Source organism: Stenotrophomonas sp. 10N36 (genome assembly GCF_056395005.1).
Genome location: NZ_JBFTIS010000005.1, coordinates 165232 through 179275, shown reverse-complemented (window position 1 = coordinate 179275; position 14044 = coordinate 165232). Strand labels below are relative to the sequence as shown.

Here is a 14044-nt window from a genome sequence, read left to right as displayed (position 1 = left end):
ACATGCAGCTGCCGCTGAACATCGACGAGGTGCTGCCCCACCGCGACAGCATGCGCCTGATCGACCGCCTGCTGGACTGGCAGCCGGAGTCGATCGTGGTCGAGGTGGATGTGCCGCACCACGGCCCGTTCAACCATGCCGACGGCGTCCCGGCGTGGGTGGGGGTGGAATACATGGCCCAGGCGATCGCCGCGTGGGCAGGCTGCAAGGCACGCCAGGCCGGGCGCGAACCCTCGATCGGGTTCCTGCTGGGCACCCGCCGCTACACCGCGCACCAGCCGTACTTCGCCGCCGGCAGCTGCCTGCGGGTAGAGGCACAGTGCGAGCTGATGGGCGAAAATGGGCTGGGCATGTTCGCCTGCCGGATCCTGGCAGGCGCTACCGAATTGGCGGTCGCCAACGTATCGGTGTTTGAACCACGCGATGCGATGGCTTATCTGGAGAGTGGAGAGGCATGACAGGGAATCTCACAGTGCTGGTGACCGGCGCCAGCCGGGGCATCGGCCGCGCCATCGCGCTGCGCATCGCGCGCGACGGCTTCGACGTGGTGGTGCATTGCCGCAGCCGCATCGAGGAAGCACAGGACGTGGTGGCCCAGATCCAGGCCCTGGGCCGGCAGGCCCGCGTGCTGATGTTCGACGTGGCCGACCGCGACGCCGCGCGTACCACGTTGGAGGCCGACGTGGAGGCCCACGGCGCTTATTACGGGGTGGTCTGCAACGCCGGCATCGCCCGTGACGGTGCGTTCCCGGCGATGCCCGCCGAAGACTGGGACGCGGTGGTGCACACCAACCTGGACAGCTTCTACAACGTGCTGCATCCGCTGGTGATGCCGATGGTGCGGCGGCGCAAGCCCGGCCGCATCGTCACCCTGTCCTCGGTGTCGGGGCTGGTCGGCAACCGCGGGCAGACCAACTACAGCGCAGCCAAGGCCGGCATCATCGGTGCCACCAAGGCGCTGGCGCTGGAACTGGCCAGCCGCGCGATCACCGTCAACTGCGTGGCCCCGGGCCTGATCGAGACTGACATGATCAACCAGGAAGTGCTGGACCACGCCCTCAAACTGATTCCCGCCGGGCGCATGGGCCAGCCGGACGAGGTCGCCCATGCGGTGTCCTTCCTGCTGTCCGAATCGGCCGGCTACATCACCCGCCAGGTGATCTCGGTCAATGGAGGCATGGTCTGATGAGACGAACCGAACGTCGCGTGGTGGTCACCGGTGCCGCCGCGCTCAGCCCGCTGGGCCACGACTGGCCGAGCATCCGCGAGCGCCTGCATGCGCGCGTCAACGCGGTGCGCTACATCCCCGAATGGGAAGTGTTCGACGGCCTCAACACGCGCCTGGCCGCGCCCGTGCAGGACTACGACCTGCCGGCCCACTACAACCGCAAGACCACCCGCAGCATGGGCAAGGTAGCGGTGATGTCGGTGCGCGCCACCGAACTGGCGCTGGAAGCGGCCGGCCTGCTCGGCCACCCGGTGCTGCGCAGTGGCATGGCCGGCGTGGCCTATGGCTCATCGTCGGGCAGCCATGAGGCCACCGCTGAATTTGGCCGCATGCTGCACGAACACACCACCGACGGCATCAGCGCCACCACCTACCTGAAAATGATGAGCCACACCTCGCCGGTCAACATCGGGGTGTTCTTCGGGTTGTCCGGCCGCGTGTACACCACGTCCAGCGCCTGTACGTCGGGCAGCCAGGGCGTGGGCGCCGGTTACGAGGCGATCCGCGGCGGCAAGCAGCTGGTGATGGTCACCGGCGGTGCCGAGCAGCTCGATGCCACGGCTGCGGCGGTGTTCGACACGCTGTTTGCCACCAGCGTGCGCAACGACGCGCCGCAGACCACGCCGAGCCCGTTCGACGCGCACCGCGACGGCCTGGTGCTGGGCGAGGGCGCCGGCACGCTGATCCTGGAAGAGCTGGAGCACGCGCAGGCGCGCGGCGCCACGATCCTGGCCGAAGTGGTCGGCTACGGCACCAACAGCGACGGCCAGCATGTCACCCAGCCCACCGCCGACACCATGGCCCAGGCCATGCGGCTGGCGCTGGACGATGCGGGCCTGGCGCCTGCGCAGATCGGGTACGTCAACGCACACGGCACCGCGACCGAACATGGCGACATCGCCGAGACCCAGGCCACCGCGCAGGTGTTCGGCCCGGGCATGCCGATCAGTTCGCTGAAGAGCTACGTGGGCCACATGCTGGGCGCCTGCGGTGCGTTCGAGGCTTGGATGACCATCGAGATGATGCGTGAGGGCTGGTTCGCGCCGACGTTGAATCTGCACGAGGTTGACCCGCGCTGCGGCGCGCTGGATTACATCCAGGGCGAAGGCCGCGCGCTGCAGCCGGAGTACGTGATGAGCAACAACTTCGCCTTCGGCGGCATCAACACGTCGTTGATCTTCCGCCGCTGGCAGGTCTGATCCCTCCGACCCGGGTCCGGGTCGGTCGTTTTCCGCACCACCCCGCGTCCTACCAACAAGGAGAAAGTTGAATGCGTCGTTTTGCCCTGATTGCCGCCACCGCGCTGCTCGCCGTCGCCAGCACCGCCCAGGCCCGTGACACCCGTGTTGAACAATCGCTGCGTGAGCTGGTGAACTCGCAGGCCGCCCGCGATGCCGGCATCGACGGCAGCGTGCGTTTCTACCTGGCCGGCGAGAAGGTCAACGTGCAGCAGCGCCTGGGCGAAGACGTGACCAACAAGAAGACCAACGCGGCCAACAAGAGCGACGAGGAAGCCTGCCGCTGGGTCGCCCTGTCGGCGCTGCGCGCGCTGCAGGACGGCGCGAAGTCGCGCAACGCCAACGCGGTGGTGGACATCGTGAGCTACTACAAGAAGAACGAGTTCAAGAGCACCACCAACTACGAGTGCTACGCCGGCACCCTCATGGCCGGCGTCGCCCTCAAGGGCACCTACGCCAAGGTCAAGTAAAACCACCGCCAGCCACCGCTCCGTTGGGGCGGTGGCTGTGCGTTGTTTCACGATCGACGGCCACAGCCACAGCCACGGCCACGGCCAAAGCGATTTCTCGTCTGTGCCGGGGAGGGCAGGCCTGTGTGGGTTTCCGGGGCACGCCGTAAATCCATCCATGGAGGCTCGGTGTTGCCATCCATGGCAACACACGGCCCCGGCAACCCACACAGGCCTGCCCTTGGACAGTGTGTCGGTTCGCATGGAACGGCAAAGTCACAGGCAAAGGCAAAGCGCCACCTGACCCATGCCGCGCGCGACCTGCTGGTATTGCCGAGCCACGCTCGGCAGCTCTTCCTCCCACCCAAAACGACCGGTGCCCTTGCTCCGGCTTCGGCCGTTGCCATTGCTCTGCTCCCCAAACGCACCAGCCAATTCTGAAAGCGTTGGGGAGGGTGGGTATCCGGGGCCCTGAGCCGCATGGATGCGGCGACGGAGCTTACATGGACGTACTTGCAGCGTGCCCCGGATACCCACCCTCCCCAGCGCTCCCCCAAGAAAGGCGGCGCCGTTTTTGATCCAGCTTTTGCTCCAGCTTTTGCTCCTGCTTGAAGCTCTGGCTTCAAAAAAACCGGCCAAACCCACCTGAACAACCCCGCGACATTGATGAACCTGAATCTGCCGCGCGCCATCAAAGCGTCACTTAAGCCCGCTCCCGGCTTTCCCCCTTGCCTGCTTTACTCCACAATCATCGTATCTACTGCCAGGGCCAAGCCCCGCGGGCAATGCAAGCCTACGTCTACAAAAGCCAACGCAAGCAGGACACTTACGTCTACCTCGCCGTCCGTGATGACTTCAACGCCGTACCCGACGCGTTGAAGGCCAGCCTGGCGCCGTTCGCATTCGTCCTTGAAGTCGCCCTGACCCCCGACCGTCGCCTCGCCCTGGCCGACGTTGCGCAAGTGCGCGCCAACCTCACCGAACGCGGCTTCCACCTGCAGATGCCCCCGCCGCTGGTCGCCCCCGTGCGCGTACCGCGCCGCGATGACTGACGCCCTGCGCAACCGCGCCACCGCCATCGCCCTGGCCGCAGGCGTCCTCCTGGCCCTCGCCGCCGCACTCGGCGGCGTACCGGCCGCGCTCGGCGTCGCCCTCGCACAACCCGCCTTCGCCCTCGGCATCTCCTGGTGGCGCCGCACCCGCCCCGTGCATCCGCCTGCGCAACTCCTGCGCCAGGAACTGCCCGCATTGCTCGCCCCTTGGGTGGCCGGCCCGGTGCTGCTTGCCGCCCTGGTCGCCTGGCCGCTGGGCGCACTGCATGACAGTGGCAGCCTCGCCGCCGTCCTCGGCCTCAGCGTCGCCGTCAGCGCCGCCCTGCTCGGCGTCTGGCGCACCTGGCCGCTGTGGAATGAAATCGAACGCACCGATGGCAGCCTCACCGACCACTGGCAGGCCCTGTCCGGCCGCGACCTGAGCGCCTGGCGTGGCCTGGCCGTCGCTGCCCTGGTCGTCGTGGTCTGCGCCCTGGTCGTGCTGCCCGCCTGGCCGGGCCTCGTCGCCGATGCGCAGCGCTGGCCGCTGACCCTCGCCATCGTCGTCCTCTCACCTTTGGCGCACCTGCTCCTGCAGGCCATCACCCCCGCCGCCCCGCTGGCGGCGCGTGGCCACGCCGACCTCGATACCGACGCCGCCCGTGCCTTCACCGCGCAGGCCGCCGAACCCCAGCCGCTGGAGCCGCTGGGCACGCACGAACACCTGCCCGCCCTGTACGACGCCGCCCGCAGCGGCCGCGTCGACCGCGCCCTGCAGCTGCTCGCCGCCGGTGCCGACCCGCACGGCCTGCCCGATCCGGCCTGGCGCGACCAGCGCAACCTGCCCGTCCTGGCCGCCGTGCTGCCCGACCTGCGCCTGCTGCGCGAACTGATCGCACGCGGCGTCGACGTCAACGCTCCGCATCGCGGCATGACCCCCTTGCTCGCCGCCACCCGTGACAGCTGGCACGGCCGCCCCGAAGCCGTCATGACCCTGCTGGCCAACGGCGCCGACTCGCGCGCCGTCGACAGCGACGGCAACACCCCGTTGCACCACGCCGCACGCAGCTCCGACCCGGGCGTGGCCGCGCTGCTGCGCGATGCCGCCGCCGAAGTGGATGCGCTCAACAACGACAGCTGGTCGCCGCTGGCCGTGGCCTGCCAGGTCGGCAACTGGCGCCTGGCGCGGTTCCTGCTCGAGCGCGGCGCCAAGACCGAACCCGCCGATGGCACGCCGGTCCTGCTGGCGGCCGCCGGCACCGAAGAAGACGATCCGGCCGGCGTGCAGCTGCTGCTCAAGCACAAGGCCCGCGCCGACGCACGCGACCGCCAGCGCCGCAGTGCCCTGCACGAAGCCGCCCTGGCCGGCCATGTCGACATCATCGACGTCCTGCTGGCCGCCGGCGCCAACCTGGAATCGCGCGACGCCCTGTCGCGCACGCCGTGGCTGGAAGCCGCCCGCGGTGGCCGTGCCGCCGTGATCGAACACCTGCTGCCGCACAAGCCCGACCTGGGCGCGGTCGACCTGGAAGGGCGCAACGCGGTACTGCTGGCCTGCATGGCCGACAGCGTGTCGCCGCTGCTGGTGCGGCGCCTGCTGGAGCTGGGCATCGCCGCCGACATTCCCGATCCGCAGGGCCGCCGCGCCGTCGACATCGCTGCCAGCGCCGGCCGCTGGACCATCGTCTCGCTGCTGGATCGCAGCTACCCGCTGCCGGCCTCGGTCACCGACGGCCTGACCGCCGCCGAGGGCGATGCCGCCCTGGCCACGTCGACGCTGCCGGACCGCCCGCCGCTGGACCTGCTGCGCGAAGCGCTGGGGTTCGGCAATTTCGAAGGCATGGTCGCGCTGGCGCGCCTGTGCGATCCGCAGGAACTGGGCGGCCTGTTGCACGACGCCGAACTGGCGCTGGACCCGCAGGCCGTGGACTGGCTGCTGGCGCATGGCGCCGCGCCGGAAGTGCTGGATGCCTGCGGCGATACGCCGATGTTTGCTCTGCTCGCGCGCGGCATCGATGCGGTGCCGGCCCTGCAGGTGCTGCTGCGGCGTGGCCTGTCACCGGCCGGTCGCGGTGGCCTGGCGCGCCTGCTCAGTGCCTGCGCCCAGCACGACCACGCCTCGCGGGGCCTGGAACAGCTGGCGCTGGAACTGCTGGAGCGCGGCGCCGATCCGTTTGCACCGTCGCCGGCGGGCGATCCGCCGCTGTCACTGGCCGTGCGGCTGGGCTGGCTGCGGCTGCAACACGCCCTGCTCGTACTGGGCGTGGACCGCGAGGCCCGCGACAGCCACGGCATGACCGCCCTGCACCTGGCCACGGCGCTGGCCCGCGAAGGCTCGCTGAAGCTGCTGGTGCAGCAGGGCGCCTCGCCGGAAGCACGTGCTGCCGACGGCCAGACGCCGCTGGGCGTGGCGCTGTCGATCGGCCGCCGCGACCTGGCCGACTGGCTGGATTGGCGGGTGTGGCCCTTGCCGCGCCGTGTCCTGCGTGATGCCGACCTGCCGGCGGCCGCCATGTCCGGTGACGCCGATGCGGTGCGCCGCCTGATCGACCTGGGATTTGCCGTGGACGTGGTGGACGCCCAGGGCTGTACCGCGCTGCTGCGTGCAGCCGGCGGCGGTCACCTGGCCGTGGTCGACCTGCTGCTGGCGCGCGGTGCCAACCCGCAGCACGCGGCGGCCAGCGGCGCCACGCCGTTGTCGGCGGCGGTCAGCATGCGCCAGATCGACATCGTGTCGGCGCTGCTCGACGCCGGCGCTGAACTGGAATATCGCCTGCCGGGCGGTGTCACCGTGCTGATGCTGGCCTCTGCGCTGGGCCTGCCCGACATCGTCGCGCGCCTGCTCACTGCCGGCGCCAACGTGCATGCCGGGGATGCGCAGCAGCTGGGCCCGCTGCATTGCGCGGCGTTGTATGGGTTCAGCGCACGCGACCGCTCGCGCCTGCTCGCCCTGCTCGACACCCTGCTGCTGGCTGGCGCCGAGCCGGACCAGGCCGCCGCAGGCTCGGTAACGCCGCTGCTGCTGCTGCTGGGCGCGCGCGCCGAACCGGGTACCGCCTGCGACGAACAGGTGGTGCTGGCGGCGGTGGAGCGCCTGCTCGACGAGGACGTGTCGCTGGACGTACGCGACCCGCGCGGATTTGGTCCACTGCATCTGGCAGCCCTGCACGGCCTGCCATTACTGGTGCAGCGCCTGATGCGTGCCGGCGCCGACCCGGACGTGCGCGACGCCCTCAACCGCAACCCGCGCGAAATCGCGGTCATGCGCGGCTTCATCGACGTGGCCGGCGAGTTCGCACCACGCGTCCCCGGCGTGTCCTCGATGGCGCGGTTCCTGCGCGACAACGGCTGACCCCGCACCACCACGATCGTGGCCCACCACGCTCGTAGAGCCGACCGTTGGTCGGCTGCCGTCAACGTCAGGCGGTGCCCGGCATCGCTGCACGCGCTTGCCGGGCAGAGCCCGGCACTACGCGGCGGTGCCCGCTCGTAGAGCCGACCGTTGGTCGGCTGCCGTCAACGCCAAGCGGTGCCCAACAGCGCTGCACTCGCTTGCCGGGCAGAGCCCGGCACTACGGGGTGGTGCACGCTCGTAGAGCCGACCGTTGGTCGGCTGCCGTCAATGCCAGGCGACGCCCGGCAGCGCTGCACGCGGTTGCCGGGCAGAGCCCGGCAGTACGGGGTAGGTGGAACTTCAACCTCGCTGATCGGACGCATCCGTCTTCGCGTCGCGCTCCGCATCCGCCTCGAACAGATGCATCAGATCGGCCCGCGCATCACGCGAGGTCTGGATCACCGCCGCCTCGTCGTCGTAGACCAGGTACTGGTCGCGCAGCAGTTTTTCGTCGTGCTCGCGGAAGCGCTGCACATGGCTGCGCGCGGTATCGGCCGGGATGCCCAGCGCGATCAGCATGCGCTCGCTCAGCTCCAGGCTGGTACCGAACACTTCGCGGAACGGCTCGGCCGACATGTCCATCAAGCGCCACGCATGCTGGCGGTTGCGTGCACGCACCAGCACCACCGCATCGGGGTACATGCGCCGGATCAGCCGCGTGGCGCGCATGTTGGCGTCCGGGTCGTCCAGCGTCACCACATACACGCGGATGTGCTCGCCACCGGCGGCGCGCAGCATCTCCGGCCGGGTCGGATCGCCGTAGTACAGCTTGTTGCCGAACCGGCGCAGGTCCGACACCGTGTCCGGGTTCGACTCCAGCGCCACGAACGGAATCTTCTGGGCGGTCAGCAGGCGCGCCACCACCTGGCCGAAGCGGCCCATGCCGGCGATCATCACCTGCGGCTGGGTGCCGCCGGTGTCCACCTTGTCGGCCGGTGGCGCAGTGCCCTTGGGTGCGTCCTCGCGGCCCAGCAGCCGCAGCAGCGCGATCATCAACAGCGGGGTGATCGCCATCGACAGGCCCACGATCGCCACCAGCCGGTCGTGGTTGGCGCTGCCCAGCAGGTGCGCGCGCTGCGCCTCGTTGAACACCACGAAGGCGAACTCACCGCCCAGCCACAGCACGCTGCCCAGCATCACCGCGTGCCGGGTGCGCAGCTTGGCCAGTTTGCCGATGCCGAACAGCAGGCCGAACTTCACCACCAGCAGGATCGCCACGCCCGCGGCGATCATCGCCGGCTCGGCGACGATGCGGTCCAGGTCGATGCCCATGCCCACCGCAATGAAGAACAGCCCCAGCAGCAGCCCCTTGAACGGTTCGATCTGCGATTCCAGCTCGTGGCGGAATTCCGAATCGGACAGCAGCACGCCGGCCAGGAACGCGCCCAGGCTCGGGCTCAACCCGGCCTCCTGCATGAACCACGCCGTGCCCAGCACCACCAGCAGGGCCATCGCGGTGAATACTTCCGGGCTGCGCGTGCGCGCGATGATGTTGAACAGCCGGCGCAGCACCGGTCGCCCGCACAGGATCACCACCGCCAGCGCGCCCAGCGCCACGGCCACGTCGTTCCATTGCAGGGTTTCGTTCTTGGCCCCGCCCAGCAGCGGAATCGCCGCCAGCAGGGGAATGGCGATCAGGTCCTGGAACAGCAGGATGGCAAAGCCCAGCCGACCGTAATCGCTGTTGATCGCCTTGTGCTCGGACAGCAGCTGCAGGCCCACCGCGGTGGACGACAGCGCCAGCGCGATGCCCACGATCAGCGCGCTCTTCCACTGGAAGTGGTCGAGCAGCAGCAGGCTGCCCAGCACCAGCGCGCTCAGCGCCACCTGCAGTGCCCCGGCGCCGAACACCGAGCGCCGCATCACCTTCAGGCGGGCCGGGGACAGCTCCAGCCCGATCACGAACAGCAGCATCACCACGCCGATTTCGGCCGCGCCCAGGATGCGGTCGGCGTCCTGCACGAAACCCAGCCCGTCCGGGCCCAGCACCACGCCGGCAGCCAGGTAACCCAGCACCGCGCCGAAGCCCAGCTTCTTGAACACCGGCACGGCGATCACCGCCGCCAGCAGCAGCACCAGGGCCAGCTCAAGCGCGCCGCTATGCATGGAAGGACCTGCTCATGGGATCGTCGCCGGGCAACATCGAGGGAAAGGGCATCACGGCCCACGGCCGCCGCCCATTATGCGACGCGCACGTTGGCCCAACGTCAATCGCAGCCCAACACGGCAGCGGTGCCCGGGTTGACCCGCCCGGCGCCCGGGTCCAGACTGCCCGCCGCTGCCGGCACGTCCGGCAGTACACCCTTGCGGAGTCCCCGAACCGATGTCCAGCGACAGTAGAAGTCGACCTTGCTCGACGCCAGTGATGGCCACCGCCTGACGAGGGACGGTTCGCCACTGCTGGCGTCGCGCATGGCGATCCCCACAGGCGAACCCGATGAACCAGAAAGACCTGCTGCGTCCGGTGGCCGATGCCGCCGCCCTGAGCGCACCCCTGGCCAGCTTCAACACCGCCGATGCGGTGGAATTCCTCAATACCCTGGAGCTGTCGCGCGCCGCCGACACCCTGGCCGCCTTGCCGTTGCCGCGCGCGGTGAAGATGCTCGAACAGCCCGAGCTCAACCGCAGTGGCGACCTGGTGGCGCTGCTGCCGGTGGCCCGTGCCGCCGCGCTGCTGGGCCTGATGGCCGACGACCGTGCCACCGACATCGTCCATGAGCTGGACGAAGACGAGCGCGCGCGCCTGATCCCGCTGCTCAGCGCCGACGCGCGCCAGTCCATCCAGCAGCTGCTCAGCTACCCCGCGCACACCGCCGGTGCGCTGATGACCACCGAGTTCGTCAGCGTGCCGGCCGACTGGACCGTCGGCCGCACCCTGCAGCACATCCGCGAAGTCGAGCGCACCCGCGAAACCGTCTACGCCATCTACGTGCTCGATCCGCACACCCGCACCCTGGTGCAGGTGGTGACCATGCGCCGCCTGATCACCGGCCTGCCCGAAGAGCCCATCCTCGACGTGGCCCAGACCAACCCGCCGGTCACCGTCGATGCCATGCTCGACCAGGAAGAAGTGGCCCAGCTGATCCGCCGCCACGACCTGCTCGCCATCCCCGTGGTGGACCCGGCCCAGCACGTGCTCGGCATCGTCACCGTGGACGACATCTTGGATGCCCTCATCGAGGAATCCACCGAGGACGCGCACAAGTTCGGCGGCATGGAAGCGCTGGAAAAGCCGTACATGCAGATCGGCTTCTTCGGCATGATCCGCAAGCGCGCCGGCTGGTTGAGCGTGCTGTTCCTGGGCGAAATGCTCACCGCCAGCGCCATGCAGCACTACGAGGACGAGCTGGCCCGCGCGGTCGTGCTCACCCTGTTCATTCCGCTGATCATGAGCTCGGGCGGCAACTCCGGCTCCCAGGCCACCTCCCTGCTGATCCGCAGCCTGGCCCTGCGCGAACTGCGCCTGCGCGACTGGTGGAAAGTGGCGCTGCGCGAGATCCCCACCGGCCTCACCCTCGGCGCCATCCTGGGCGTGCTGGCGATGATCCGCATCGTCTCCTGGCAGCTGCTCGGCCTGTACGATTACGGCCAGCACTGGCAACTGCTCGCCCTCACCATCGGCGCGGCGCTGGTGGGCATCGTCACCTTCGGCTCGCTGTCCGGCTCGATGCTGCCCTTCATCCTCAAACGCCTCGGCTTCGACCCCGCCAGCGCATCGGCGCCGTTCGTCGCCACGCTCGTCGACGTCACCGGCCTGGTCATCTATTTCAGCATCGCCGCGATGATCCTGCGCGGCACGTTGTTGTAGCGCCGCCCCGGTAGTGCCGGGCCATGCCCGGCAACGCCAACGCCAACGCCAACGAACCCCGCAGATTGCGCCCGATCATGCGGGCCGCACCGCCACCCGTGTACCGTGTAGCCACGTACCCCGGCGACTGTGCGGCCCCATGAGCACCTACCACCTGCAATCCGTCTTCCGCCCGCAATCGGTTGCCGTCATCGGCGGCAGCCCGCGCGAGCGCTCCGCCGGCCGCGCCGTCATGCGCAACCTGCGCAGCACCGGCTTCCCCGGCAAGGTGGCCTGGATCAATCCCCGCTACAGCGACATCGACGGCATCCGCACCGTCAAACGCCTCAAGGACCTCGACTGGGTTCCCGAACTGGTCGTCATCACCGCACCGGCCAGCATCGTGCCCCAGGTCGTGGCCACCGCCGCCGAACGCGGCGTGGCCGCGGCCATCATCCTCACCGCCAACCTCGGCCAGGGCCCCGGCTCGCTGGCCGAGCAGGTGGAAACCGCCGCCCGCGCCAAGGGCCTGCGCATCCTCGGCCCGCACTGCCTGGGCGTCATTGCGCCGCACGCGCGCTTGAATGCCAGCATCGCCGCCCACTTCCCGCAGGCCGGCGACCTGGCGCTGATCTCCGAATCCAGCGCCATCGCCGCGGCCCTGGTCGAATGGGGCGTGGCGCGCTCGGTCGGCTTCTCCGCGGTGGTCTCGCTCGGCGACACCCTCGACGTCGACTTCGGCGACCTGCTCGACTACTTCGCCACCGACTATCGCACCCGCGCCATCCTGCTCTACGTCGAACACATCGGCGATGCGCGCAAGTTCATGTCGGCCGCGCGTGCCGCCGCGCGCGCCAAGCCGGTGGTGGTGGTCAAATCCGGCCGCCACATCCGCATCAACCCCGATGCCGACACCCACGTGCAGGCGCTGGCCAGCGCCGACGCCGTGTACGGCGCGGCCTTCAACCGCGCCGGCCTGCTGCGCGTGGGGGCACTGGACGAACTGTTCACCGCCGCCGAAACGCTCGGCCGCCTCGGTACCTTCCCGGGCCGTCGGCTGGCCATCCTGAGCAACGGCGGCGGGGTAGGGCGCCTGGCCGTCGATCAACTGCTGGCCCTGCGCGGCAGCCTGGCCGAGCTGTCGCCGGCCACCGTGGCCCAGCTGGACAGCGTGCTGCCGCAGGGCTGGTCGCGCAGCAACCCGGTCGACATCGTGGTCGACGCCGACGGCGAGCGCTATGCCGCCGCCATCGACGCGCTGATGTCCGACAGCGAAAATGATGCGGTGCTGGTGGTCAACGTGCCCACCGCGTTCACCTCCTCGGCCGACGCCGCCCAGGCGCTCACCCGCACGCTGGGCCTGCGCCCGCGCCACCACCGCGACAAACCCGTGTTCGCGGTCTGGCTGGGCAACGATGACCGGGCCACCGCCACGCTCAACGCCGCGCGTGTGCCCACCTATCCCACCGAAGCCGAGGCCGTGCGCGGCTTCCAGCACCTGGTGCGTTACCGCGACGCGCAGGCCGCGCTGATGGAAACCCCGCCCAGCCTGCCCGAAGACTTCGTGGTCGATACCACCACCGCGCGCGCGCTGGTCGAGGCTGCGCTGGCGGCTGGCCAGCAGTGGCTGGACCCGATCGCCACCCACCAACTGCTTACCGCCTATGGCATTCCGTCGGCGCCGGTGATGCAGGCCCGTGACGCGCGCGAGGCCATGGAGCTGGCCCAGCCGCTGCTGGAGCAGGGCGCCACCGTGGCGGTGAAGGTGTTTTCCGCCGACATCCCGCACAAGTCCGATGTGGACGGCGTGCGCCTCAACCTCGGCTCGCTGCAGGCGGTGCATGCGGCGGCCACCTCGATCATCGCGCGCGCGCATGAGAAACGCCCCGACGCCCGCATCGACGGCGTGCTGGTGCAGCCCACCATCGTGCGCCCCAAGGCGCGCGAGCTGATCGCCGGCATCGCCGACGACCCCACCTTCGGCCCGGTGATCGTGTTCGGCCGCGGCGGTACCGCCGTCGAAGTGATCGACGACAAGGCGCTTGCACTGCCGCCGCTGGACCTGCGCCTGTCGCACGAGCTGATCGGCCGCACCCGCGTCTCGCGCATCCTCAAGGCCTACCGCGACGTGCCGGCGGCCGATGAGCGCGCGGTGGCGCTGATCCTGGTCAAGCTGGCGCAGCTGGCCGCCGACATTCCCGAGATCCGCAGCCTGGACATCAACCCGCTGCTCGCCGACCGTGACGGGGTGATCGCGCTCGATGCACGCGTGGCCATCGCGCCCTCGCGCAAACTGCACAAGGGCCGTGGCCATCCGCGCTTTGCGGTGTTCCCCTATCCGAAGGAATGGGAACGCACTATTACCCTGTCCGACGGCGCGCCGGCCTTCGTGCGCCCGGTACGGCCGGAAGACGACGCGCTGTTCCGCGCGTTCTTCGCCCGCGTCACCGACGACGACCTGCGCCTGCGTTTCTTCCAGTCGGTGAAGCACTTCAGCCACGAATTCATCGCGCGCCTGACCCAGCTCGATTACGCCCGTTCGATCGCGCTGGTGGCCATCGACCCGCGCAGCGGCGACATGCTCGGCGCGGTGCGCCTGCACGCCGACGCCGACTACGACCGCGGCGAGTACGGCATCCTGATCCGCTCGGATCTCAAAGGCCACGGCATCGGCTGGCGGCTGATGGCGATCATGATCGAGTACGCCAAGTGGCTGGGTCTGAACATCGTCGAGGGCCAGGTGCTGCGCGAGAACAGCACCATGCTGGCGATGTGCCAGAGCCTGGGCTTCAAGACCAGGCTGGACCCGGACGACTCCACGGTGATGGTGGTGACCCTGCCGGTGCAGGAGGTGCAGGTGCCGGACGTGCCAGATACCGCAACGCACTGAGCCGTCGGCGGCACGGACCGTGCACGT

At 69.7% G+C, this 14044-nt stretch carries 9 protein-coding genes; 8 read left to right on the top strand and 1 reads right to left on the bottom strand.

All coding sequences use genetic code 11. The annotated features are described in order from the left end of the window. Positions 1-2: 2 nt before the first annotated feature. The 6 genes from AC1DCJ_RS07840 (at position 3) to AC1DCJ_RS07815 (ending at position 7298) form a co-directional block, all read left to right on the top strand. Entirely contained in the window at positions 3-458 is a 456-nt protein-coding gene (locus tag AC1DCJ_RS07840; RefSeq protein WP_038691655.1) for a hotdog family protein, read from the top strand. After that, the gene (gene fabG / locus AC1DCJ_RS07835) at positions 455-1186 is read left to right on the top strand and encodes a 3-oxoacyl-ACP reductase FabG (RefSeq protein WP_478070608.1); all 732 of its coding nucleotides are present in this window, start codon (positions 455-457) and stop codon (positions 1184-1186) included. The genes AC1DCJ_RS07840 and fabG overlap by 4 nt, the downstream gene beginning before the upstream one ends. Beyond that, positions 1186-2427: a beta-ketoacyl-ACP synthase gene (locus AC1DCJ_RS07830; protein WP_478070607.1), complete on the top strand. Its 1242-nt coding sequence runs from the start codon at positions 1186-1188 to the stop codon at positions 2425-2427. Before fabG ends, AC1DCJ_RS07830 begins: the two co-directional genes overlap by 1 nt. Before the next feature lie 71 nt (positions 2428-2498). Next, positions 2499-2936, top strand: coding sequence for a hypothetical protein (locus AC1DCJ_RS07825; RefSeq protein WP_038685550.1), 438 nt, complete (start codon positions 2499-2501; stop codon positions 2934-2936). 764 nt (positions 2937-3700) lie between these two features. Further along, positions 3701-3967 (top strand): YcgL domain-containing protein, encoded by a 267-nt coding sequence (locus tag AC1DCJ_RS07820; protein ID WP_137190768.1) that lies wholly within the window; start codon positions 3701-3703, stop codon positions 3965-3967. Further along, complete coding sequence (locus AC1DCJ_RS07815) at positions 3960-7298, top strand: ankyrin repeat domain-containing protein (protein ID WP_478070606.1); 3339 nt, start codon at positions 3960-3962, stop codon at positions 7296-7298. Before AC1DCJ_RS07820 ends, AC1DCJ_RS07815 begins: the two co-directional genes overlap by 8 nt. 342 nt (positions 7299-7640) lie before the next feature. Here AC1DCJ_RS07815 and AC1DCJ_RS07810 read toward each other — a convergent pair whose 3' ends face one another. After that, a complete protein-coding gene (locus tag AC1DCJ_RS07810; protein WP_141058885.1) occupies positions 7641-9446 on the bottom strand; it encodes a monovalent cation:proton antiporter-2 (CPA2) family protein in 1806 nt (601 codons plus the stop codon). 331 nt (positions 9447-9777) lie between these two features. Here AC1DCJ_RS07810 and mgtE point away from each other — a divergent pair, with 331 nt between their 5' ends. Both mgtE and AC1DCJ_RS07800 read left to right on the top strand, forming a co-directional pair. Continuing rightward, positions 9778-11148 carry a magnesium transporter gene (gene mgtE / locus AC1DCJ_RS07805; protein ID WP_478070604.1) on the top strand — a complete coding sequence of 457 codons (1371 nt, stop codon included), beginning with the start codon at positions 9778-9780 and terminating at the stop codon, positions 11146-11148. A gap of 139 nt (positions 11149-11287) precedes the next feature. Then, positions 11288-14017 (top strand): bifunctional acetate--CoA ligase family protein/GNAT family N-acetyltransferase, encoded by a 2730-nt coding sequence (locus AC1DCJ_RS07800; RefSeq protein WP_141058887.1) that lies wholly within the window; start codon positions 11288-11290, stop codon positions 14015-14017. Positions 14018-14044 lie beyond the last annotated feature (27 nt).